Annotated in this window: 14 protein-coding genes; 11 read left to right on the plus strand and 3 right to left on the minus strand. The window is 64.0% G+C overall.

The genetic code is table 11. The annotated features are described in order from the left end of the window. Positions 1–135: 135 nt before the first annotated feature. The 3 genes from RCH14_RS05380 to cphA (RCH14_RS05390) form a co-directional block, all read right to left on the minus strand. The gene (locus tag RCH14_RS05380; RefSeq protein WP_343025137.1) at positions 136–981 is read right to left on the minus strand and encodes a MaoC/PaaZ C-terminal domain-containing protein; all 846 of its coding nucleotides are present in this window, start codon (positions 979–981) and stop codon (positions 136–138) included. A gap of 52 nt (positions 982–1,033) precedes the next feature. Further along, positions 1,034–3,607 (minus strand): cyanophycin synthetase, encoded by a 2,574-nt coding sequence (gene cphA, locus RCH14_RS05385; RefSeq protein WP_343025138.1) that lies wholly within the window; start codon positions 3,605–3,607, stop codon positions 1,034–1,036. Positions 3,608–3,694: 87 nt separating this feature from the next. After that, entirely contained in the window at positions 3,695–5,872 is a 2,178-nt protein-coding gene (cphA, locus tag RCH14_RS05390) for a cyanophycin synthetase (RefSeq protein WP_343025139.1), read from the minus strand. Positions 5,873–6,172: 300 nt separating this feature from the next. On the opposite strand from cphA (RCH14_RS05390), the gene RCH14_RS05395 reads away from it, so the two are divergent. The 11 genes from RCH14_RS05395 to ahpF all read left to right on the plus strand — a co-directional run bounded on the left by RCH14_RS05395 (position 6,173) and on the right by ahpF (position 22,185). After that, on the plus strand, positions 6,173–8,452 hold the full coding sequence (locus RCH14_RS05395) for an ABC transporter ATP-binding protein (RefSeq protein WP_343025140.1): 2,280 nt from the start codon (positions 6,173–6,175) through the stop codon (positions 8,450–8,452). Continuing rightward, positions 8,449–8,931, plus strand: coding sequence for a DUF1854 domain-containing protein (locus RCH14_RS05400; protein WP_407070057.1), 483 nt, complete (start codon positions 8,449–8,451; stop codon positions 8,929–8,931). Before RCH14_RS05395 ends, RCH14_RS05400 begins: the two co-directional genes overlap by 4 nt. Positions 8,932–9,065: 134 nt before the next feature. Next, positions 9,066–9,602 carry a pyridoxamine 5'-phosphate oxidase family protein gene (locus RCH14_RS05405; RefSeq protein ID WP_343025141.1) on the plus strand — a complete coding sequence of 179 codons (537 nt, stop codon included), beginning with the start codon at positions 9,066–9,068 and terminating at the stop codon, positions 9,600–9,602. Between the two features lie 19 nt (positions 9,603–9,621). Then, the gene (locus tag RCH14_RS05410; protein WP_343025142.1) at positions 9,622–10,863 is read left to right on the plus strand and encodes a glycosyltransferase; all 1,242 of its coding nucleotides are present in this window, start codon (positions 9,622–9,624) and stop codon (positions 10,861–10,863) included. Positions 10,864–10,940: 77 nt separating this feature from the next. Beyond that, entirely contained in the window at positions 10,941–13,484 is a 2,544-nt protein-coding gene (gene uvrA / locus RCH14_RS05415) for an excinuclease ABC subunit UvrA (RefSeq protein WP_343025143.1), read from the plus strand. Positions 13,485–13,638: 154 nt separating this feature from the next. After that, positions 13,639–17,163 carry a response regulator gene (locus RCH14_RS05420; RefSeq protein WP_343025144.1) on the plus strand — a complete coding sequence of 1,175 codons (3,525 nt, stop codon included), beginning with the start codon at positions 13,639–13,641 and terminating at the stop codon, positions 17,161–17,163. Positions 17,164–17,198: 35 nt separating this feature from the next. Further along, positions 17,199–17,990, plus strand: coding sequence for a protein-glutamate O-methyltransferase CheR (locus RCH14_RS05425; protein ID WP_343025538.1), 792 nt, complete (start codon positions 17,199–17,201; stop codon positions 17,988–17,990). Further along, positions 17,987–18,592: a chemotaxis protein CheB gene (locus RCH14_RS05430; RefSeq protein ID WP_343025145.1), complete on the plus strand. Its 606-nt coding sequence runs from the start codon at positions 17,987–17,989 to the stop codon at positions 18,590–18,592. The genes RCH14_RS05425 and RCH14_RS05430 overlap by 4 nt, the downstream gene beginning before the upstream one ends. After that, the gene (locus RCH14_RS05435) at positions 18,589–19,791 is read left to right on the plus strand and encodes a hybrid sensor histidine kinase/response regulator (protein WP_343025146.1); all 1,203 of its coding nucleotides are present in this window, start codon (positions 18,589–18,591) and stop codon (positions 19,789–19,791) included. The genes RCH14_RS05430 and RCH14_RS05435 overlap by 4 nt, the downstream gene beginning before the upstream one ends. Before the next feature lie 146 nt (positions 19,792–19,937). After that, positions 19,938–20,501, plus strand: a complete 564-nt coding sequence (ahpC, locus tag RCH14_RS05440) for an alkyl hydroperoxide reductase subunit C (RefSeq protein WP_343025147.1) — start codon at positions 19,938–19,940, stop codon at positions 20,499–20,501. A gap of 100 nt (positions 20,502–20,601) precedes the next feature. Continuing rightward, positions 20,602–22,185: an alkyl hydroperoxide reductase subunit F gene (gene ahpF, locus RCH14_RS05445; protein WP_343025148.1), complete on the plus strand. Its 1,584-nt coding sequence runs from the start codon at positions 20,602–20,604 to the stop codon at positions 22,183–22,185. The last annotated feature ends 448 nt before the right edge of the window (positions 22,186–22,633 follow it).

Genomic DNA, 22,633 nt, shown 5'->3' on the forward strand with positions numbered 1-22,633 from the left:
TAACCACTTCCAATGGTGTCTTGTTCAAATTAACATGGCGCCGTGCCAGCTAGTTCCGACTACTCGACTGTCGAGATCGTGTCCGAATGTCAGACCTGACCCCGGCTTTGCCCGTTTTGCGCGGGTCGCGCAATATCACGCGTAGCCAAGCGTGCCTTCGACGGCCACGCGCTCGCTGCACAGCACGACAAAACTGTCGGGGGCTTCGCAGGCCACCAACGTTGCCGAAGCACCGACCGGCACGGCGCGTTTAAATCGGCATGCCAGACTGGTGACGCGAGGATTGGCCGATTGCTCGAACGCCGCGCAGACGCGCGCCATCGTTTCCATGCCGTGAATGATCGGTGCGCGCATCCCCATCAGCCGCGCACTCCATGGCCATAGATGAATGGGATTCCAGTCGCCCGACAAGGCGGCATAGCGTCGCCCCGCATCGGCGGCCACGACCCATTTTGCAACGACGTCACCCACGGGCGCGCCCGATGGCGACACTGTCGCGTGCTTGGCGCGTTGCCCGCGTTTGATCAGGTACCGGCTGGTGCAGGTAAAGATTGTTTGCGCCTCGGTAGTCGCTACTGTCTCCAGCACACATTCGACTGCGCCGTTGACCCTGGGTTGCGGAATCGACAGCGTCGTCATTAATATCATTGGCGTATCAGTGCGTACCTCGCACTGCATCGCGAGGTCGTTTGACACATGAATCAACCCGACAACCCGAAACGGAATCGCACGATCGAGCATCGTCGCCAGTTGCGCGCGCTGCGCCAGCAGGTAGAGGTAGGTCAGCGGCACGGGGCCGGGCGGGAAGCCGAATGCGTCGCTGTAGCGCCGTACGTGGTCGGCATCGATCCGGTCCAGCCGGTAGCTGGCCTGGACCGGTAGCGCCGACGGCCGCGCGGGCCGCTTGAATAATGCCCGCAACAGCGGCCAGGCATTGGCCCTGGGCAGGGCAGGGCAGGATGATGAGGACGGGCTGTTCATCAACGCAGCATACCGCGTGATTGCCCGTCCCCGGTCACAACAGCACCGAGATTCAGGCTGCTGCCTTGACCCGCGCCGTGATATGCGCCAGCGCCGCGTCCACCTGGTCGATCAGGATCAGGCACAAATCGCCATCGCCCAGGCGCGAGAGCGCCCGGTCGATCGCCACGAACTCGCCATTGATTTCTTCGACGTGTTCGGTGCGGGTCGCATTGCTCAAGCCTGCGCGCAGCAGCGCGATGACTTCGCCATCGGCGCGGCCGCGCTGGCACTGGTCCTGATACAGCAGCACGTCGTCGAACGCCGCGCCCAGGATTTCGGTCTGCTGCGTGATGTCCTGGTCGCGCCGGTCGCCGGCGCCGCTGATTACCACCGAGCGGCGCTTGGCGGGCATGCTCTCGACCGCATTGACCAGCGCGGCGATCGCATCCGGATTGTGGCCGTAGTCGGCGATCACGGTCGCGCCTTTGTAATCGAACACGTTGAAGCGCCCGGGCGCGTTGTCGCTCTCGCCGACGAAGGTTTTCAGGCCCAGGCGGATCGCATCCCACGACGTGCCCACGCCCCAGGCGGCGGCCACCGACGCCATCACGTTCTCGACCTGGAAGCCCACCACGCCACCGCGCGTGATCGGTACTTCCTTCAAGTCGATGCGCTCGACGAACGATTCTTGCGCTGCCACCAGGTAGCCTTCTTCGACGAAGACGACGCGGCGCCCTTGGGCGCGGTGCATGGCCATGACGGGATTTCCCATGTCCTGGGCGAAGAGAGTCACTTCGCCGCGCGTTCTTTCGGCCATTGCTGCCACGGTCGGATCGGCGGCGTTGAGTACCGCCATGCCGCCGACGGCCACGTTCTGCACGATCACGCGCTTGAGCACCGCCAGGTCTTCGAGCGTGGTGATGTAGTTCAGGCCCAGGTGGTCGCCCGAGCCGATATTGGTGACCACCGCGACCTGGCATTTGTCGTAGGCCAGGCCTTCGCGCAGCAGGCCGCCGCGCGCCGTTTCGAACACGGCGGCGTCGACGTCAGGGTGCAGCAGCACATTGCGCGCGCTGCGCGGGCCGCTGCAGTCGCCACTTTCGATGCGGCGCCCTTCGATGTAGACACCGTCGGTGTTGGTCATGCCGGTGCGCAGGCCACCGGCCGTGAGCAGGTGCGCGATCAGGCGCACGGTGGTCGTCTTGCCGTTCGTGCCGGTGACGGCCACGATCGGAATGCGGCCATCGTCGCCGTCCTTGAACAGCGTGTCGACGATTGCCTCGCCGATCGGGCGCGGTTTGCCGAACGACGGCGCCAGGTGCATGCGCAGGCCTGGCGCGGCGTTGACTTCGACGATGCCGCCGTTCTGGTCTTCGATGGGTTTCAGGACGCTGTCGCAGACCAGGTCGACGCCGCAGATATCCAGGCCGATCATGTGGGCCGCAGCGACGGCGCGCGCCGCGACTTCGGGGTGCACGTCGTCGGTGACGTCGGTGGCCGAGCCGCCGGTGGACAGGTTGGCGTTATTGCGCAGCACGACGCGCTGACCGATGGCGGGCACCGAGTCCGGCGTCAAGCCGTTCTGGGCCAGCGTGCCGATGGCGATGTCGTCGAAGCGGATCTTGGTCAGCGATGTGCCGTGGCCGTCGCCGCGGCGTGGGTCGAGGTTGACCTGTTCGACCAGTTCGCGCACGCTGCGCTCGCCATCGCCCACCACCTGCGGAGGTTCGCGGCGTGCGGCGGCCACCAGCTTGTCGCCCACCACCAGCAGGCGGTAGTCGTGGCCCGGCAGGTAGCGTTCGACCAGGATGTCGTCGCGGAACTCGCTGGCTGCCTTGAAGCCGGCGTCGAGCTGTTCGCGCGTGGTGACGTTGACCGTCACGCCCTTGCCCTGGTTGCCGTCCTTTGGCTTGATCACCACCGGCAGGCCGATTTCCATGGCGGCGGCCCAGGCGTCATTGGGGTCCGAGACACCGCGACCCTGCGGCACCGGCACGCCGGCTGCGTCGAGCAGCTTCTTGGTCAGTTCCTTGTCTTGCGCGATCGATTCGGCAATGGCGCCGGTGGCGTCGATCTCGGCGGCCTGGATGCGGCGCGCGCGGCTGCCCCAGCCGAACATGACCATGCTGCCTTCGGTCAGACGGCGAAACGGGATGTTGCGGGCCACGGCGGCCTGCACGATCGCGCCGGTCGATGGGCCGAGGCGCACGTCTTCGTCGGTCGCGCGCAGTTGCGCCAGCGCGGCCAGCATGTCGAACGGGGTGTCGTTGCGGGCCGATTCGATCAGTTGCTGCGCGAGTTCGAGCGCCTGGCGGCCGACGTCTTCTTCGCTGTATTCGACGACCACCTGGTAGGTGCCGGTTTCCAGCGTGGCGGTAGTGCGGCTGAAGGTCACCGGGCAGCCGGCCTCGGCTTGCAGGTGCAGCGCGACCAGTTCGAGCACGTGCGCCAGCGGGATCGTTTCATAGTGGCCGAACGGCTGCAGGCCGCCGATCTGCGGGAAGCGCACGCGCAGGCGCGACTCGAATCCGGGCAGTTCGCCGATCGATTGTTCCTGGGGCGAGCACGTCACGATCGCCTCGACCGAGGTGTGGTGGCTCCAGAGATTGGGGCCACGCAGGGCCCGTACGCGAGATACTTCCATAAACCGTCATTCCTTTCGCGGGCCGCGCACCGCGCGCACATGCGCGGGGGCGGGCGCCAGGCCCGGCAGATTGCCGGGCAATGTCATTCAATGTGTCGTTTGTTTTGGTGTCGCGTCGAAGGCGCGCAGGCCGCCGCACAGCAGGTCGCTCGGCACGCCAAGCGCCCACGCCGCTGCCACTGCCGCCAGCACGTTTTCGGGGTACTTCACGGTGGATGGCTTCATCGTGTCCAGCGTGTTCAGGCGCGTCTCGATAGTGCCTGCGGCCAGCATGATGCGCCCGTCGCGCACGAACACGATGCGCTCGCCCGCCGCGCGGTGCGCTGCCAGCACCGCATGGTGTTCGTCGAAGGCGTAGAAGATCACGCCGCCGTCGCACAGTTCGGCCAGCGCCGCCACCTGTTCGTTGGCGGCGTTGAGCACGGCCACGCCGTCCGGCAGGATCACGTCGACCTGGGTACGAATCACGTTGCGCAGGGCGTCGTCGTCGTGGATATGGAACTCTGCCAGCTCGGCCAGGCCTTGCATGTCGGTCACGACGCCCACCGTGCAGCGGTCGTACGGCAGGCCGTCCTGCAGGATCGAGCGGGCGTTCGATTCGAACACCGCCGTCTGCACGTTGCGGTTGATCAGGATGCGCTGGCCGGCTTCGACGGATGTACTGTCGCGGTTCGAGATCACGCGCGCATTCAGGTACAGGCCCTCGCCGTTGGCCACGCCGACCTCTTTGCCGGTGATGTTGACCAGGCAGCCGATCAGGCGCGTGATCAGGCTGCAGCCGAGCGAGCCGGTCACGCCAACCACCGGGATGCGCGCGGTGTCGTCCGGCGCGAACAGGTGTTCGATGATGTCCTTGCCGACGTTGCGCGCGGTGCCGCTGGCTGGTTTGGTGTGGGCCAGCAGGCCCGGGCTGGCATTGACCTCGATGATCGCGCCGCGCTGCTCAAGCAGGGGGCGGCCGATGTCTTCGCACACCAGGTCGATGCCGGCGATGTCGAGGCCAACGATGCGTGCAGCCAGCGCCGCGGCGTGCGCGACGTCCGGATGCAGCTGGTCGGTGACGTCGTCGGCGACGTTGCCGTTCATCTGGATCAGCACCTTCTGGCCGGCGGGCGGCACCGAGTCGGGCGTGAGGCCCTGGCGCTTGAGCTGCAATTGGTTTTCTTCGCTCTTGCGCGGCTCGACGGGGCTGAGCGGGAATTCTTCGCTTTCGCCGCGGCGCGGGTCGATGTTGATCTGGCTGTCGCACAGCTCGGCCACATTCTGGCGGCCGTCGCCCGTCACCCACAGCGATTCGCCGCGCGCGACGGCAACGACCTTGCGGCCGACCACCAGCAGGCGGTGCTCGCTGCCCGTGATGAAGCGCTCGACCAGCACCGAGCGGCTTTCGCCTTCTTCGGACGCGATCACGTAGGCGGCGCGCACATCGGCTTCGGTATTCAGGTTCAGCGAGACGCCGCGGCCGTGATTGGCGTCGATCGGCTTGACGACCACCGGCAGGCCGATGTCGGCGGCTTCTTCCCACGCCGCGTCGGCGCTGCGCGCGATCGCACCTTCGGGCACCGGCACGCCGCACGAGGCGAGCAGGTTCTTGGTCATGTCCTTGTCGCTGGCGATGCCCTCGGCAATCGCACTGGTGCGGTCGGTCTCGGCGGTCCAGATGCGGCGCTGCGCGGCGCCGTAACCCAGTTGCACCAGATTGCCGTCGGTCAGGCGGATCGACGGGATGCGGCGGTCGGTGGCGGCGTCCACGATGTGCGCGGTCGACGGGCCCAGGCACAGGCGGTCGACCATATCAGTGAGCGTCGCGATGGCACCCGGCAGGTCGAACGGCTCGTCGTTGATCGCGGCCATCAGCAGGCGATGGGCGACCTCGAGCGCGGCGCGCCCGACGACGTTGTCGCGCGTGCGGAAGGCCATCTTGTAGACGCCATGCTCACCGGTGGAGCGGGTCTTGCCAAAGCCGGTCTTCATGCCGGCCAGGCTTTGTACTTCGAGCACGACGTGTTCGAGGATGTGGCCGGCCCAGGTGCCTTCGTTCAGGCGCTCGATGAAGCCGCCGTGGTAGCCCACGCCGCAGTGGTGCTCGATCAGGCCGGGCAGCCAGGTGGTCAGGCGCGTCGTGAACCCGGGGAGCAGATTCGAGGGATAGTCTTCCAGTTCGCCGATATCGAGCCAGGCCTCGAGCACGGGACGGTAAGTCCAGATGTTCGGTCCCGCCAGATAATTAATGCGCAGGAATTTGATGTCGTTCTTTTTCGTCATGTAAATACGTTGGTCACCTGGCGCTACTCCCACACCGGCGACTTGTCCTTGTATGCCTGAGGTGTCACTACGTTAGCGAAACAGCGCCAATCGCAGCGCACATCACGCTCTGATCTAATCCAGTTGCTGCTTTTACTTAGCCGCAATATTTTCGTCAAAACACATTTCGTGTCATCCAAACTCTGCCCAAAAACGTTCTAGCGCTCTGTGGAGCGTTTCATGCCTGGCATAACAACAACCGCCGCACGCTTTACCCATACTGAATCTTTGCCGAATTAAAGCCCGTCTCGGGCGCAAACCATGACAACAAAACAACTTGCCAATCCGTCGTCGCTGGCAATAGCCGCCAATTTCTTGCCAGATAACTGGGAAAGTGACGTCGCGAAACAGCTTGCATCAGGGGAAAACGTTTTAAGCAGCGTGGAGGTTGACCTCGATGCGAAATTACATTTCTCAAAAGGATTAGTTCTGGTCACGCAGCGGCGCCTGCTGGCGCGCGCGCCGGGCGAAACGGCGTGGCGCGACTGGCCTTACCGCGAAGGACTGGCGCTGCGCCACCACGACCACGCCGGTGTCGGGCATCTCGAACTGACCGATGCGCACGGGCTACTGGCCAGCTGGCGCTTCACGCTGGGCCAGAACCTGCACGCCGTGCGCGTGGCCGACCAGTTCCTGGACCAGATGGAAAGCGCGCTGACGGGCGTGGCCGTCCAGCCGCCCGAGCAGCATACTTGTCCAAGTTGCAAGGCACCTCTCGATGCCGACCAGGACGATTGCCCGATCTGCGAAAAAGTGTTGCACACGCCACCATCGACGTGGACGCTGTTTCGCCTGTGGCGCTTCGCCAGGCCGTATCAGGGGCAATTGTTCCTGGGCTTCTTGCTGATGCTGGGCTCGACTGCTGCGCACATGATTCCGCCGTACCTGACGATGCCGCTGATGGACAATGTCCTGATTCCGTACCAGAACGGGCAGCAGATCGATACGAGCCTCGTGTATATGTACATGGGCGGCTTGCTGGCCTCGGCCGTGCTGGCCTGGGCGCTGGGCTGGGCCAAGACCTACGTGCTGGCGCTGGCGTCCGAGCGCATCGGCGCCGACCTGCGCTCGACCACCTACGAGCACCTGATGCGCCTGTCGCTCGAATTTTTCGGCGGCAAACGCACGGGCGACCTGATGGCGCGCATCGGCAGCGGTTCGGACCGCATCTGCGTGTTCCTGTCGCTGCACCTGCTCGACTTCCTGTCCGATGTCCTGATGATCATCATGACGGGTGTGATCCTGTTCTCGATCAATCCATGGCTGGCGCTGGTGACGCTGGCGCCGTTGCCATTCATCGCCTGGATGATCCACCTCGTGCGCGACAAATTGCGCACCGGCTTTGAAAAGATCGACCGCGTCTGGGGCGAAGTCACCAATGTGCTGGCCGATACGATTCCGGGCATCCGCGTCGTGAAAGCCTTTGCACAAGAGAAGCGCGAAGCAGCGCGTTTCCGCGAAGCCAACCGGCACAACCTGAACGTCAACGATAAGCTCAACCGCGTGTGGTCGCTGTTTTCGCCGAGCGTGTCGTTCCTGACCGAACTTGGCCTGCTGGTCATCTGGTGCTTCGGTATCTGGCAAGTCTCGCGCGGCGACATCACGGTCGGTACGCTCACGGCATTCATCGCCTATAGCGGGCGCTTCTACGTGCGCCTCGATTCGATGAGCCGCATCGTGTCGGTCACGCAAAAGTCGGCCTCGGCCGCCAAGCGTATCTTCGACATTCTCGACCATGTCTCGAGCGTGCCCGATCCGGTCAACCCGATCAAGGTGGCCAAGCTCGAAGGCAACATCGAACTGCGCGAAGTCGGTTTCCGCTACGGCAACCGCGCCGTCAATCGCGGCATTTCGCTCAATATCAAGGCCGGCGAGATGGTCGGCCTGGTCGGTCACAGCGGGTCGGGCAAGAGCACGCTGGTGAACCTGATATGCCGTTTCTACGACGTGTCCGAAGGCGCGATCCTGCTCGACGGCAAGGACATCCGCTCGTTTGCCGTCGCCGATTACCGCCGCAATATCGGCCTCGTGCTGCAGGAGCCGTTCTTGTTCTTCGGCACCATTGCCGAGAACATTGCCTACGGCAAGCCGGATGCATCGCGCGAAGACATCATCGCGTCGGCCCGGGCCGCGCACGCGCACGAATTCATCCTGCGCCTGCCGCAGGGCTACGATTCGATGGTCGGCGAGCGTGGCCAGGGCCTGTCGGGCGGCGAGCGCCAGCGCATTTCGATTGCGCGCGCACTGTTGATCGATCCGCCCATCCTGATCATGGATGAAGCCACCTCGTCGGTGGACTCGGAAACCGAGAAAGAAATCCAGAAAGCGCTCGACAATCTGGTGCAAGGCCGCACGACCATTGCCATTGCCCACCGCCTGTCGACGCTGCACCGCGCCGACCGCCTGATCGTGCTCGACCGCGGCGTGGTGGTGGAAGAGGGTAGCCACGATGACCTGATGGCGCGCGAAGGCGCCTACCACCGCCTGTACGAAGCGCAAGCGCGCAACGTGGATCAGGACCTCGACGACAAGGACGCATGATGAGTACCGTTTCGACAACCCCGTTCCAGTTGCGCCGCGACGCATTCGGCAAGCTGGTGATCACCCTCGAGACTGGCGAAGAATACGTGGGCATCACGCCCGTGCGCGCGTTCCCGATCCAGGCGCCGACCAAGGGCATTTCGCTCGTGCGCGACGGCGGCAAGGAAGTCGCCTGGATCGACGATCTGGCCACGGTGCCGGATGACATCCGCACGCTCATCAGCGATGAAATCGGCGGGCGCGAGTTCATCCCCGAAATCATCAATATCAAGGATGTGTCGAGCTTTGCCACACCGTGCACCTGGTATGTGACGACCGACCGGGGCGACACCGAGTTCGTGCTCAAGCTCGACGAAGACATTCGCCGCATCGGCGAAGCGTCGCTGCTGGTGGCGGATAGCCACGGCATCAACTTCCTGGTGCGCGACATGTTCAAGATCGACAAGCACAGCCGCAAGATCCTCGACCGTTTCCTGTAATCCAGGGGCACCCCCGGTTTGACCCGTCAGCGGGGGATTGTGGTCCCGTACGTTCGTCTGCCCACATACCGTCAGGGCAGATGACGTTAGAGTTGTCTCATCGGCCACACGGCCTTCGCTAACAGGAGACGACCATGGATTCCATCAATCGCAACCAACCCGAAGAAAACCGCCGCGATCTGGCAGGGCTTGAGGCCATCGAGCGCATCAAGGACATCATCGACGATGCCGAGACCGGCTTCTTCATCACCGGCGGCGGCACCGGCGCGAGCCGCGGCGTGCGCCCGATGAGCGTGCGCGAGACCGACGACAATGGCGCCATCTGGTACCTGGGCGCGATCGACAGCCACACGAATCAGGAACTGCAGGCCAATCCAACCGTCAAGCTGTTCTTCCAGGCGGGCGAAAATGCCGGCTTCCTTGAACTGGACGGCCACGCTGAAGTGTCGCAGGACAAGGCCCGCATCAAGCAGCTGTGGGAGCCGCTGCTCAAGACCTGGTTCACCGAAGGCGAGGACGACCCGCGCATTATCGTGATCAAGGTCACCCCGAAGTCCGGTTATTATTGGGACAACAAGCACGGCGGCATCGTGGCCGGCGCGAAGATGGCGATCGGTGCCGTACTCGGCAAGACGCTGGATGATTCCATTGAAGGCACGCTGACCTTCTAAATCGACGAAGGGCGGGCCCATGCATGTAATTCTGGTGACGATGGGCTCTGCCGGGGACCTGTTCCCGTTCCTGTGGATCGGGCGGGCGCTGCGCCAGCGCGGCCACCGCGTCGATTTTCTGGGCCCTGACCTGCATGCGCCCTACGTCGATGCGGCCGGGCTGACCTTTCACGGTTTGCCGGCCGACCCGGCCGTGCTCGACCACCCCGATCTGTGGCATCCCACCCGCGGCCTGGCCGTGGTGTGGGACGCAACACGGCCGGCGATGGCGCAATTGCCGTCCCTGGTCGCCGCGCTCGATTCGGGCAAACAGACCCTTCTTCTGGTGCATCCTCTGGCGCTGCCAGAGGCCGACCTGTGCCGTCTCAACCTGCCTGGGTTAAAGATCGCCGCGACCTGGCTGGCGCCGTCCAATCTGCCCACCGTGTACGACCCGTTGTTACTGGGTCCTTATCCCGTACCGACCTGGGTGCCGCATGGCGCGCGGCGCTGGTTATGGCGCACGCTCGCCGCGCGCTTCATCGATCCGGTCGCGTTGCCCGGCCTGAACGCGGCGCGTGCCGAGCGTGGACTGCCCCGCGTGCGCAGCCTCATTGATTACCTCCACACCATTCCCGACCTGTCGCTGGCGCTGTTTCCCGACTGGTTTGCCGCGCCCGTGCCGGACTGGCCGCAGCCGATGCTTCAGGCTGGTTTTCCCCTGTACGACCCCGATCCTGACGCTGCGCCAAGCGCCGCGCTGCGGGCGTTTCTCGATGTCGGCGCGCCGCCAGTCGTCTTTACGCCAGGCACCGGCAACCGGCAGGCGGGACGCTACTTCGAGGCAGCGTCGCAAGCCGTCGCGCAACTGGGCCTGCGCGCGATCTTCCTGACGCCGCACCGCGAGCAGCTGCCCGGTTCGCTCCCACCGTCCATCTGCTGGCAAGGCTACGTGCCGCTCAAGGCCTTGCTGCCGCACGTCGCCGCGCTGGTGCACCACGGCGGCATCGGCACGACGGCCGAAGCGCTGCGCGCCGGCACGCCGCAACTGGTGGTGCCGCTCGCGCACGATCAGTTCGATAACGCGGCAAGGGTGGTGGTGCTGGGGGCGGGCGTCAGCCTGCACGCCAGGCGCGTCACGCCGGCCCGGATGGCGGCCGCGCTGCAGCAGGTTCTGGCGGGCGCGGTGGCGTCGCAAGCGGCAGCGGTTGCCGCCCGTTCCACCGCGCCGGATTGCCTCGATGCATTGTGTCGCCGGCTTGAGGAACTGGCGCGCGCCTGAGCTGATTGTTGGTAAGCGCACCGACACCGTCGCGGTAATAGCGTCCAATGGCGTATCTAGAATACGCCGGAGGGCAGATGCCCCGCAAGAAAACCACCCCCCCAAACGCTGCCGAAGACGGCTTCGTCCATGTGCGCGGCGCCCGCGAACACAATCTGAAAAACGTCAGCCTCGACATCCCGCGCGGACAACTCGTGGTGTTTACCGGGGTTTCGGGCTCGGGCAAGTCGTCGCTCGCCTTCGGCACGCTGTACGCCGAAGCCCAGCGCCGCTATCTCGAATCGGTCTCGCCCTACGCGCGGCGCCTGTTTCATCAGATGCCGGTGCCCGAGGTCGATACGATCGAAGGCTTGCCGCCGGCCGTCGCGCTGCAGCAGCAGCGCGGCACGCCCACGGCCCGTTCGTCGGTCGGCAGCGTCAGCACCTTGTCCAATTCGCTGCGCATGCTGTATTCGCGCGCCGGCGATTATCCGGCAGGGCAAGAGCTGCTGTACGCCGAATCGTTTTCGCCGAACACGCCGCAGGGCGCGTGCCCGCGCTGTTCGGGCATGGGGCGCGTGTTCGAGGTGACCGAGCAATCGATGGTGCCGGACGACAGCCTGACGATCCGCGAACGGGCCATCGCCGCCTGGCCGCCGGCCTGGCACGGCCAGAACCTGCGCGACATTCTGGTGACGCTGGGCTACGACGTCGACACCCCATGGCGCGATCTGCCGAAGAAAGACCGCGACTGGATCCTGTATACCGATGACAGCCCGAGCGTGCCCGTGTACGGCGGCCTGACGCCCGAGGAAACCCGGGCTGCCCTCAAGCGCAAGGACACGCCCAGCTACCAGGGCACGTTCACCGGCGTGCGCCGCTACGTGATGCAGACCTTTGCCAACACCGAAAGCGCGTCGATGAAAAAGCGCGTGGCGCGCTATATGGTCAGCAACGCTTGTCCGGAATGCGAAGGCAAGCGCCTGCGGCGCGAGTCGCTGTCGGTGACGTTCGCCGGCATGGACATCGCCGAACTCTCGCGCCTGCCGCTGGCGCGCCTGGCCGAATTGCTGGCGCCGTATACGCACGCGACGAGCAAGATAGAAAAAGGCTTGCACGCCGAGCAGCTGATCGTGCGCCGGCGCATCGCCGATGATCTGTCGGCCCGCATCGAGGTGCTGCTGGCAATGGGTCTTGGCTACCTGGCGCTCGATCGCAGCACGCCGAGCCTGTCGCCGGGCGAACTCCAGCGCCTGCGCCTGGCCACGCAAGTGCGCTCCAGCCTGTTCGGCGTCGTCTATGTGCTCGATGAACCGTCGGCCGGCCTGCATCCGGCCGATGCCGAAGCGCTGCTCGACGCGCTGGCGCAACTGAAAGCCGCCGGCAATTCGCTGTTCGTTGTCGAGCACGCGCTGGACGTGATCCGCCAGGCCGACTGGATCGTCGACGTCGGGCCGCTGGCCGGCGAGCGCGGTGGCCAGGTTCTCTACAGCGGGCCGCCGGACGGCTTGCGCGACGTGGAAGCGTCGCAAACCCGGCGTTACCTGTTTGGCGACGCGGCCCTGGGTGCGCGCACGCCGCGCGAACCGACCGGCTGGCTCAAGCTCGAGGGCGTGCACCGTAATAATCTGCAGGATCTCGACGTCGCGTTCCCGCTGGGTGTGCTCACGAGCGTGACGGGCGTGTCGGGCTCCGGTAAATCGAGCCTGGTCAGCCAGGTGCTGGTCGAACTGGTCGCTGCGGCCCTGGGGCAGGGCAGTGCGGTGGCCGAAGAGCAGTCCGACGAACCGGACCTGGAGCGCGACGACGCCCTGCCGCTCGAGGGGCGCATCGTGGCCGGCATGGACGGCGTGCGACGCCTGGTGCGGGTCGACCAGAAGCCGATCGGGCGCACGCCGCGCTCGAACCTGGCCACCTATACGGGCCTGTTCGACCAGGTGCGCAAGCTGTTTGCGGCCACGCCGGACGCCAGGAAACGGCGTTTCGACGCCGGCCGCTTCTCGTTCAACGTCGCCAAGGGCCGCTGCGAGCACTGCGCCGGCGAAGGCTTCGTGATGGTCGAACTGTTGTTCCTGCCGAGCGTGTACGCGCCTTGCCCGACCTGCGACGGCGCGCGCTACAACGCGCAGACGCTCGAAGTAACGTACCGTGGCAAGAATATTGCCGAGGTCCTGGGCATGACGGTGGGCGAGGCGATCGACTTCTTCAAGGGTGAAGCGTTGGTGGAGCGCGCGCTCGAAGTGCTGAATGAAGTGGGGCTGGATTACCTGCGCCTGGGCCAGCCGGCCACCGAGCTGTCGGGCGGCGAGGCGCAGCGTATCAAGCTGGCGTCCGAGCTGCAGCGCGCCACGCGCGGCAATGCGCTGTACGTGCTGGACGAGCCGACCACCGGCCTGCATCCGGTCGATGCCGACCGCCTGATGGTGCAACTGAACCGTCTGGTCGACGCCGGCAACACCGTGATCGTGGTCGAGCACACGATGCGCGTGGTCGCGGGCAGCGATTGGGTCATCGATGTCGGTCCCGGCGCAGGTGATCGGGGCGGCAACATCGTGGTCGCCGGGCCGCCGCGCGATGTTGCTCGTAACAAGAAAAGCCGCACCTCGCAGTACTTGAAACCACATATGGGCGAGCCAAGGTAGCACGCGAAGCGGTGCGCCCGCTGCGTATCCATTTTGCTAAGATTACGGTTGTAGCGCACGGTCGGGCTTCTGCACGACCGTACGCATTTGGTGTGGGCGCGATGTCACAATTGCGTTACACTTGGGCTATTTTTTTGCTAACAGAACAACAGGTATGGCCGGTTCAACCATCGATAACAACGCGTTTCGCCGCATCCTTTCCCGCAATGTCGCGCTGCCCTTGGGCATGAGCGTTGTCAGTGCGCTCGTGTTCGTGGGCATCATCGCGTATCTGATCAATAACCTGACCTGGGTCGAGCATTCCCAGAAGGTGATCGGCAATGCGCACGAGATCCGCAAGCTGTCGGCCGAAATGGAAGCCGGCATGCGCGGCTATCTATTGGCGGGCGATGAAGAGTTCCTGACGCCGTACCTGCTGTCGGCGCAGCGGATGGGCAGCAGCCTCGATACGCTGGGTGAACTGGTCAAGGACAATGGCCCGCAGGCCGAACGCATCACGCGCATTGCGCAGGTCCAGAAACAGTGGGAGGCATTTGCCGAGGAGATGATCACGCGGCGACGGGCCAATGACCTGAGCTATATCGATGCGGTCAGAAGCGGTCGCGGCCGACTGCTCACCGACGAGATGCGGCGCAATTTCGACCTCGTGCTGGCGTCCGAAGCCCGGCTGCTGCAGGAACGCAGCGACAACGCGCGCAGCACGACCTTCTGGTCGGTGGCGCTGTTCCTGCTGCTCTCGGCGCTGGTGGGTGGCGGCCTGGCCATCTTTGGCCGGCGCCAGTTGATGACCCTGTCCAGTTCGTATAACGACGTGCTGGGCCACGAAGCCGAGCACAATGAAAAACTGCGCCACCAGGAGTGGCTGCGCACCGGCCAGAACGAACTGACCGTGCGCAGTGCCGGCATCCATCACCTCGAGCCGCTGGCCGATGCGGTGCTGCCGTACGTCGTCAAGTATCTCGACGGCGTCGTGGGCGCAATGTACGTGCGCAGCGAAGACGGCGTGCTGCGCCGCATCGGCGCCTACGGCTTTACCCATACCCCGTCCGAACGCGCCGAATTCATCCAGCCGGGTGCTTCGCTGGCCAGCCAGGCGGCGCAGGAAAACCGCCTGATGGTGCTCGACGAACTACCGGCCGGCTACATGAAGGTCAGCTCGAGCCTGGGCGAGACTGCCCCGCGCGCGCTGATCATTGCGCCGTTCTACAACCACGGCAAGGTCAAGGGCGTGTTCGAGATCGCCTTCCTGCGTCCGGTGGAGCTGCGCGACCGCGAATTCCTCGGCTTCATCGCCCAGGCGGTGGGGGCGGCCATGGCGGCCGTGCTGTACCGCCAGCGCCTGCAGGATTCGCTCGAAGAAAGCCAGACGCTCAACGAAGAACTGCAGGTCCAGCAGGAAGAACTGCGAACCGCCAACGAAGAGCTCGAAGAGCAGTCGCGCGCGCTCGAAGAATCGCAGTCGGCACTCGAAAACCAGCAGGCCGAGCTGCGCACCACCAACGACCAGCTGGCCGAACAGGCCTTGAGCCTGGACATGAAGAATGCGGCGCTGCAGTCGGCGCAGGAGCAGTTGCAGCAGCGCGCCATGGAACTGGAAAGCGCGAGCCGCTACAAGTCCGAGTTTTTGGCCAATATGTCGCACGAGCTGCGCACGCCACTGAACAGCTCGCTGATCCTGGCCAAGCTGCTGTCCGACAATACGCCGGGTAACCTCAGCGACGAGCAGGTGCGCTTCGCGCAAACCATCTATTCGGCCGGCAATGACCTGCTGCACCTGATCAACGACATCCTCGACATCTCGAAGGTCGAAGCAGGCAAGCTCGAACTGGTGCCCGAAGACGTGCCGGTGCGGCGCGTCGTCGAAGGCCTGGCGCGCACGTTCGAGCCGCTCGCGCGCCAGAAGTCGCTCGAGTTCCGCATCGACGTGGCGCCCGATGTGCCGGCATCGATCAACACCGATCGCCAGCGCATGGAGCAGATCCTCAAGAACCTGTTGTCCAACGCCGTCAAGTTCACCGATGCGGGCGCCGTCACGCTGTCGGTGCAGACGACCGTCGATGGCGCGGTTGCCTTCCGCGTGCAGGACAGCGGCATCGGTATCGCGCCCGACCAGCAGGACAAGATTTTCGACGCTTTCCACCAGGCCGATGGGACCACCAGCCGCCGCTTCGGCGGCACGGGCCTGGGCCTGTCGATTTCGCGCGACCTCACGCGCCTGCTCGGTGGCGGCATTGCCGTCTCGAGCGCGCCGAACGAGGGTAGTGTGTTTACGCTGACGTTGCCGCACGGCCTGCCGGATTCCGTGCTCTCGTCAGGCTCGTCCATGTCGGCCCCGGCGGTGACCAGCGCGCAGCCGCACCATGCGCCAGCCCCGGTGGTCCGGCCGTCGGCGCCTGCGCCAGCTCCTGCGCCGGTGCCGGTGCCAGCGCCTGCGCCGGTCGTGACTGACCACTACGAGAGCTTCCCGGATGACCGAGAGCGCCCGGCCGATGGCCGGCGCAGCGTGCTGGTGGTCGAGGACGAAATGGCGTTCGCACGCATCCTGTACGACCTGGCACGTGAGCTCGATTACCGCTGCCTGGTGGCGATGAGCGCCGAAGAAGGCCTGGCGCTGGCCATCAGCCAGCGGCCTGACGCCGTGCTGCTCGACGTGCGCCTGCCCGACCGCTCTGGCCTGACCGTGTTGCAGCAGCTGAAGGACAACCCGGCCACGCGCCACATCCCCGTGCACATCATCTCGAGCATCGAGAACGGCGGCGAGGCGCTGCACCTGGGCGCGATCGGTTATGCGCTCAAGCCCGCGAGCCGCGAAGAACTGGAAGAAGTGTTCCGCAAGCTGCAGGAGAAGTCGGCGCAGAAGATCAAGCGCGTGCTGCTGGTCGAGGACGACGAGCGCCAGCGCGAAAGCGTCGTGGCGCTCATTGCCGACGACGACGTGCAGATCGCGGCGGTGGGCACGGCCAACGAAGCGCTCAATCTGCTGCGCACCGAGATCTTCGACTGCATGGTCATCGACCTGAAGCTGCCGGACATGCAGGGCGGCGAGCTGCTCGAGCGCATGTCGCACGAGGAACTGTGCTCGTTCCCGCCCGTGATCGTCTACACGGGCCGCAACCTGACACGCGACGAAGAGGCCCAATTGCTGCGCTACTCGCGCTCGATCATCATCAAGGGCGCGCGCTCGCCCGAGCGCCTGCTCGACGAAGTCACGCTGTTCCTGCACAAGGTGGAATCAGAACTGTCGACCGAGCGTCAGAGCATGCTCAAGGCCGTACGCGGGCGCGATCGCGTGTTCGAAGGCCGCACGATCCTGCTGGTGGACGACGACGTGCGCAATGTGTTCGCACTGACTGCGGCACTCGAGCAGCGCGGCGCGAAGGTCGAAGTGGGCCGCAATGGCTTCGAAGCGATCGCGAAACTCGATGAAGTACCGGGCATCGACCTGGTGCTGATGGACATCATGATGCCGGGGATGGACGGCATGGAAGCGACGCGCCGCATCCGCGCCGACGGCCGCTTCGACCGCCTCCCGATCATCGCCATCACGGCCAAGGCGATGAAGGACGACCAGGAGCAATGCCTGGCCGCCGGCGCCAACGATTACCTGGCCAAGCCGATTGACCTGTCCCGCCTGTACTCCCTGTTGCGGGTCTGGATGCCGACCCTGGAGCGCATTTGAGCCATACGCCGAGCGACTTCGACATCGAGCTGCGGATGCTCGTCGAAGCCGTCTACCTGAAATACAACTATGACTTCCGCGACTACACCGGCGCTTCGCAAAAGCGCCGCGTGCTGGTGGCCATGCGCGAGATGGGATGCAATACGGTCTCCGAGCTGCAGTCGCGCGTGGTGCACGATCCGAACGGCTTTGCCCAGTTGCTGCAATACCTGACGATTCCCGTCACCGAGATGTTCCGCGACCCGGACTACTTCAGGGCGGTGCGCGAGCAGGTCGCGCCGTTCCTGAAAACCTACCCATCGCTCAAGATCTGGGTGGCCGGCTGCAGCACGGGCGAAGAAGTCTATTCGCTGGCGATCCTGCTGAAAGAAGAAGGGCTGCTCGAACGCAGCATCATCTACGCGACCGACATCAATCCGAAGTCGCTTGAAACAGCCCGGCGCGGCGTGTACCCGATCGACCGCATGCGCCTGTACACCGAGAATTACCAGAAGTCCGGCGGCAAGGCCGCGTTCTCGGACTATTACACGGCGGCCTACGGCGGCGCGCTGTTCGAGCGCAGTCTGATCGAGAACGTGACGTTCGCCGACCACAGTCTGTCCACCGACAGCGTGTTCTCGGAAACCCACTTTGTCAGCTGCCGCAATGTGCTGATCTACTTTAACCGAACGCTGCAGGACCGGGTATTCGGCCTGTTTCATGAATCGCTGTGCCACCGGGGCTTTTTGGGCCTGGGCAGCAAGGAAAGCATCGACTTTTCCAGCTACGCCGGGCGCTTTGAGTCGCTGGCGCGGCGGGAACGGGTGTATCGCAAGGCCGCGCCATGAGCCTGAACGAGCAAGTGGCGGCGGCGCTGGGCAAGCGGCGCATCGAGCTGGTCCTGATCGGCGGCTCGGCCGGCGGCGTCGATGCGCTGCTCAGCTTACTGCCGTCGCTGCAGCCGGACTATAAGCCGGCCGTGGTCTGCATCCTGCATGTGCCGGGCGACCGCGAAAGCCGGCTGGCCGAACTGTTCGATGCGCGCGTGATGCTCCCTGTGCGCGAAGCGCGCGACAAGGCGCCGATCGAGCCGGGCAATGTCTATTTCGCCGGCTCGGGGTACCATCTGTCGATTGAGCAGGACCGCAGCTTTTCGCTCAGCTGCGAAGCGCCCGTCCAGTATGCCAGGCCGTCGATTGATGTCTTGATGGAATCGACCGCCAGTGTGTATGGACCGGCAATGGCCGGTATACTACTGACCGGCGCCAATTTTGATGGCGCCGAAGGGATGTGCAGTATCCGCGAACACGGCGGGCTGACCATCGTCCAGGATCCTGAAGAAGCGCACGCCAGTACGATGCCGAGAGAAGCCATCCGGCGCTGCGCGCCACATCTGGTGCTGCCGCTGGCCGCTATCCGCGCCGCGCTGCCCCTGTTGGAGACCCCATGAGCGCCCATGAATTAAGCAAAATCCTGATCGTCGATGACTTGCCCGAGAACCTGCAGGCGCTCGAGGCGCTGCTGCGCCACGACCAGCGCGAGATTCACCAGGCCAATTCCGGCGACGCCGCGCTGGCCTTGCTGCTCGAGCACGAATTCGCGCTGGCCATCCTCGACGTGCAGATGCCGGGCATGAACGGCTTCGAACTGGCCGAGGTGATGCGCTCGACGTCGCGCACGCGTCATATCCCGATCGTGTTCGTCTCGGCTGCCGGGCGCGAGCTCGATTACGCCTTCAAGGGTTATGAGAACGGCGCAGTCGACTTTTTGTACAAGCCGATCGACCCGGGCGCGGTGCGCAGCAAGGTCGCCGTGTTCGTCGCGCTCGACCAGCAGCGCCGTGAAACGCGGCGCCAGATGCTGGCGCTCGAGCGCAGCCGGCAAGAGCAGGAAACCTTGCTGCGCGAGCTGAACCAAACCCAGCAGGAGCTGCAGCGCTCGTTGAAGATGCGCGACGAATTCATGTCGCTCGTCGCGCACGAACTGCGCACGCCGCTCAATACGCTGTTCCTGGAAACCCAGATGCGCAGCCTGCAGATCAAGCGCGGCAATGCGGCCGCGTTCGCGCCGCAGCAGATGGAAGCGATGGTCCAGCGCGACGAGCGCCAGATCAAGTCGATGATCCGCCTGATCGACGACATGCTGGATGTCTCGCGCATGCGCAGCGGCAAGCTGTCGATCCGGCCAACGCAGGTTCAGTTGATGACGCTGCTGGAGCGCGTCGTCAGCGACCTGTCGCTGCAGGCGGCCACGACCGGCAGTTCGCTGACATTGCTGCCGCATGAGCCGGTCAGCGGCTGCTGGGACGAGTTCCGCGTCGAGCAGGTGATCGTCAACCTGCTCACCAATGCGCTGCGTTACGGCGGCGGCCAGCCGGTCGAAGTGAGTGTCGAGCAGGTGGGCGAGTGCGTGCGCATCGACGTGCGGGACGGCGGCAAGGGCATCGCACCGGGCGACCTGGAACGCATCTTTGAGCCCTTCGAGCGCGGCGCCCGCAATGGCGAACCGAAAGGCCTGGGGCTGGGCCTGTATATCTCGCGCCAGCTGGCGATCTCGCACAGCGGCGAGTTACGCGTGACGAGCATCGCCGGTGAAGGCTCGACCTTCAGTCTGATGCTACCATGCACGGCCGTGCCGGTCTGCGCCTGACGGCGTAGCCCTGGACAGCTCGGCATGCTGTCGCCCGCTCGATAGTCAAAATCAATCAACTGTATCCAATCAATCAATTTCCCAAAAGACGAGCTGAGCGGTACACTGCTTGTCATACGTTTCACCAACCACAAACAGGAGAATACATGTCCCTTATCAACACCCAGATCAAACCGTTCAAAGCCACCGCATACAGCAATGGCAAATTCATCGACCTGACCGAAGAAAACTTCAAGGGCACCTGGTCGGTGGTGATGTTCTACCCGGCCGACTTCACCTTTGTCTGCCCAACTGAACTGGAAGATCTGGCCTCGTTCCAGCCTGAATTCGACAAGCTGGGCGTGAACGTGTACGGCGTCTCGACCGACAGCCACTTCGCTCACAAGGCATGGCACGACACCTCGGACGCGATCAAGAAAGTCAACTATCCGCTGATCGGCGACCCGACCGGCACCCTGTCGCGCAACTTTGAAGTCATGATCGAAGAAGAAGGCATGGCACTGCGCGGTACTTTCGTCATCAATCCAGAAGGCCAGATCAAGGTCATGGAAGTGCATGACAACGGCATCGGCCGCGATGCATCGGAACTGATGCGCAAAGTCAAAGCTGCCCAGTACGTCGCCGCTCACCCAGGCGAAGTCTGCCCAGCCAAGTGGACCGAAGGCGCTGAGACCCTGACCCCATCGCTGGACCTGGTCGGCAAGATCTAAGTAACGCGGTAGTCTGGTAGCCCCCTGACCGGGCCGCTGCGGCGGCCCGGTGCTTTTAGCGCCCTCCATTTATTGATTCAAAGAGTTTAAGGAAACCATCATGCTTGAAGCGACCCTCAAGAAACAGTTGCAAGCCTATCTGGAAAAAGTGGTGCAGCCGATCGAGCTGGTTGCATCCTTGGATGATTCGCCGAAAGCGCGCGAAATGGACGAGCTGCTGCGTGAAATCGCAGAGCTGAGCAACAAGATCACCGTGCGCTACGAAGCCAATGAGCGCACCCCGTCGTTCGCGATCAACCGCGTCGGCACCGATGTCGGCGTGCGTTTCGCCGGCATCCCGCTGGGCCATGAATTCACCTCCCTCGTGCTGGCACTGCTGCACGTGGGCGGCCACACCATCAAGCTGGAGCAGGCGGTCATCGACCAGATCGCTGCCCTGGATGGTGACCATGTTTTTGAAACCTACATCTCGCTGTCGTGCCACAACTGCCCGGAAGTCGTGCAGGCACTGAACACGATGTCGGTAATTAACCCGCGCATCAAGGTCGTGACGATCGATGGCGGTGTCTTCAAGCAGGAAGTTGAAAGCAAGCAGATCCTGGCCGTGCCGATGATGTTCCTGAATGGCCAGCATTTCGGCCAGGGCCGCACCACCATCGAAGAGATTCTGTCAAAAATCGACGTGAACGGCGGCGCGAAAAAAGCCGCGGCACTGAGCGAGAAAGAAGCGTTTGACGTGCTGATCGTCGGCGGCGGTCCTGCCGGCGCGGCTGCAGCAATCTACGCTGCCCGCAAGGGCATCCGTACCGGTGTTCTGGCCGAGCGTTTCGGCGGCCAGGTACTCGATACGCTGGCGATCGAAAACTACGTGTCGCTCAAGGCAACCGATGGGCCGAAGTTCGCCGTGGCCCTGGAAGAGCATGTGAAGGATTACGAAGTCGACATCATGAACACGCAGCGCGCCAGCAAAGTCGTCGGCGGCAACGGCTTGATCGAAGTGCACACCGAGAGCGGTGCGGTGTTGAAATCGAAGTCGGTGATCATTGCCACGGGCGCCCGCTGGCGCGAGATCAATGTGCCGGGCGAGAAAGAGTACAAGAACCACGGCGTGGCCTATTGCCCGCACTGCGACGGTCCGCTGTTCAAGGGCAAACGCGTGTCGGTGATCGGTGGCGGTAACTCGGGCGTGGAAGCGGCAATCGACCTAGCCGGCCTCGTCAAGGAAGTCACGCTGATCGAGTTCGGCAATGAATTGCGCGCCGATGCCGTTCTGCAGCGCAAGCTGTTGTCGCTGCCGAACGTGAAGGTGATCAAGTCGGCGCAGACCACCGAGATCCACGGTGACGGCAAGATCGTCAATGGCCTGAGCTACAAGGATCGCACTACCGGCGCGATTCACCGGATCGACCTGGAAGGCGTGTTCGTGCAGATCGGCCTGATTCCGAATTCGGAATTCCTGAAGGGTTCGATCGATCTGTCGGCGCATGGCGAAATCGAAATCGATGCACGTGGCCATACCTCGATGCCGGGCGTGTTTGCCGCCGGCGACGTGACGACGGTGCCGTTCAAGCAGATCGTGATTGCAGTGGGTGAGGGTGCGAAAGCATCGCTGGCAGCGTTTGATTACCTGATCCGCCAGCCGGTGGAACAGGAAGAGCAAGAGCAAGAGAAGAAAGCTGCTTGATGACGGGCGGGCCGAAAGGCCTGCCCAGGAAACACTTGGAGCGAGCCGAAAGGCTTGCTCGCAATGACAATGAACGCCGTCTTCCCAGTGGAAGATGGCGTTTTTTTATTTAGTGGAGCGAGAACAGCACGGTCGAGGAGAGGGCGCCCGACTCCAGCAAGAACCAGGTGGCAGCGCCGGCAAGGGCCAGATGGACGGCAGTCCATGTCATTGGGTGGCGGCGCATGATGAATCTCCTGGGTGGTGGCAATGCTGTGAATGTGGATTACATCTTATGTCGCCAATCCGGCCTTGGGCATCGGTAAATACTCCGTCGTGATGTAGGACTAAACCTTCTTGCGAATGTGTGTCGCACAATTGAGATCTAATCGACAATATTTTTGGAAGGTGACGGTCCTACGCCCGAAGTAGGTGGCGTCCTATAGTCGAGTCGGGGCGGTCAACCTAC

The sequence above is a fragment of the Massilia sp. MP_M2 genome, assembly GCF_039123635.1.
GTDB lineage: Bacteria > Pseudomonadota > Gammaproteobacteria > Burkholderiales > Burkholderiaceae_D > Telluria.

Coding starts and splice junctions, on each gene's coding strand:
- RCH14_RS05380 (WP_343025137.1), bottom strand. CDS start 981: ATGAACAGCCCGTCCTCATCATCCTGCCCTGCCCTGCCCAGGGCCAAT.
- cphA (WP_343025138.1), bottom strand. CDS start 3,607: ATGGAAGTATCTCGCGTACGGGCCCTGCGTGGCCCCAATCTCTGGAGC.
- cphA (WP_343025139.1), bottom strand. CDS start 5,872: ATGACGAAAAAGAACGACATCAAATTCCTGCGCATTAATTATCTGGCG.
- RCH14_RS05395 (WP_343025140.1), top strand. CDS start 6,173: ATGACAACAAAACAACTTGCCAATCCGTCGTCGCTGGCAATAGCCGCC.
- RCH14_RS05400 (WP_407070057.1), top strand. CDS start 8,449: ATGATGAGTACCGTTTCGACAACCCCGTTCCAGTTGCGCCGCGACGCA.
- RCH14_RS05405 (WP_343025141.1), top strand. CDS start 9,066: ATGGATTCCATCAATCGCAACCAACCCGAAGAAAACCGCCGCGATCTG.
- RCH14_RS05410 (WP_343025142.1), top strand. CDS start 9,622: ATGCATGTAATTCTGGTGACGATGGGCTCTGCCGGGGACCTGTTCCCG.
- uvrA (WP_343025143.1), top strand. CDS start 10,941: ATGCCCCGCAAGAAAACCACCCCCCCAAACGCTGCCGAAGACGGCTTC.
- RCH14_RS05420 (WP_343025144.1), top strand. CDS start 13,639: ATGGCCGGTTCAACCATCGATAACAACGCGTTTCGCCGCATCCTTTCC.
- RCH14_RS05425 (WP_343025538.1), top strand. CDS start 17,199: ATGCTCGTCGAAGCCGTCTACCTGAAATACAACTATGACTTCCGCGAC.
- RCH14_RS05430 (WP_343025145.1), top strand. CDS start 17,987: ATGAGCCTGAACGAGCAAGTGGCGGCGGCGCTGGGCAAGCGGCGCATC.
- RCH14_RS05435 (WP_343025146.1), top strand. CDS start 18,589: ATGAGCGCCCATGAATTAAGCAAAATCCTGATCGTCGATGACTTGCCC.
- ahpC (WP_343025147.1), top strand. CDS start 19,938: ATGTCCCTTATCAACACCCAGATCAAACCGTTCAAAGCCACCGCATAC.
- ahpF (WP_343025148.1), top strand. CDS start 20,602: ATGCTTGAAGCGACCCTCAAGAAACAGTTGCAAGCCTATCTGGAAAAA.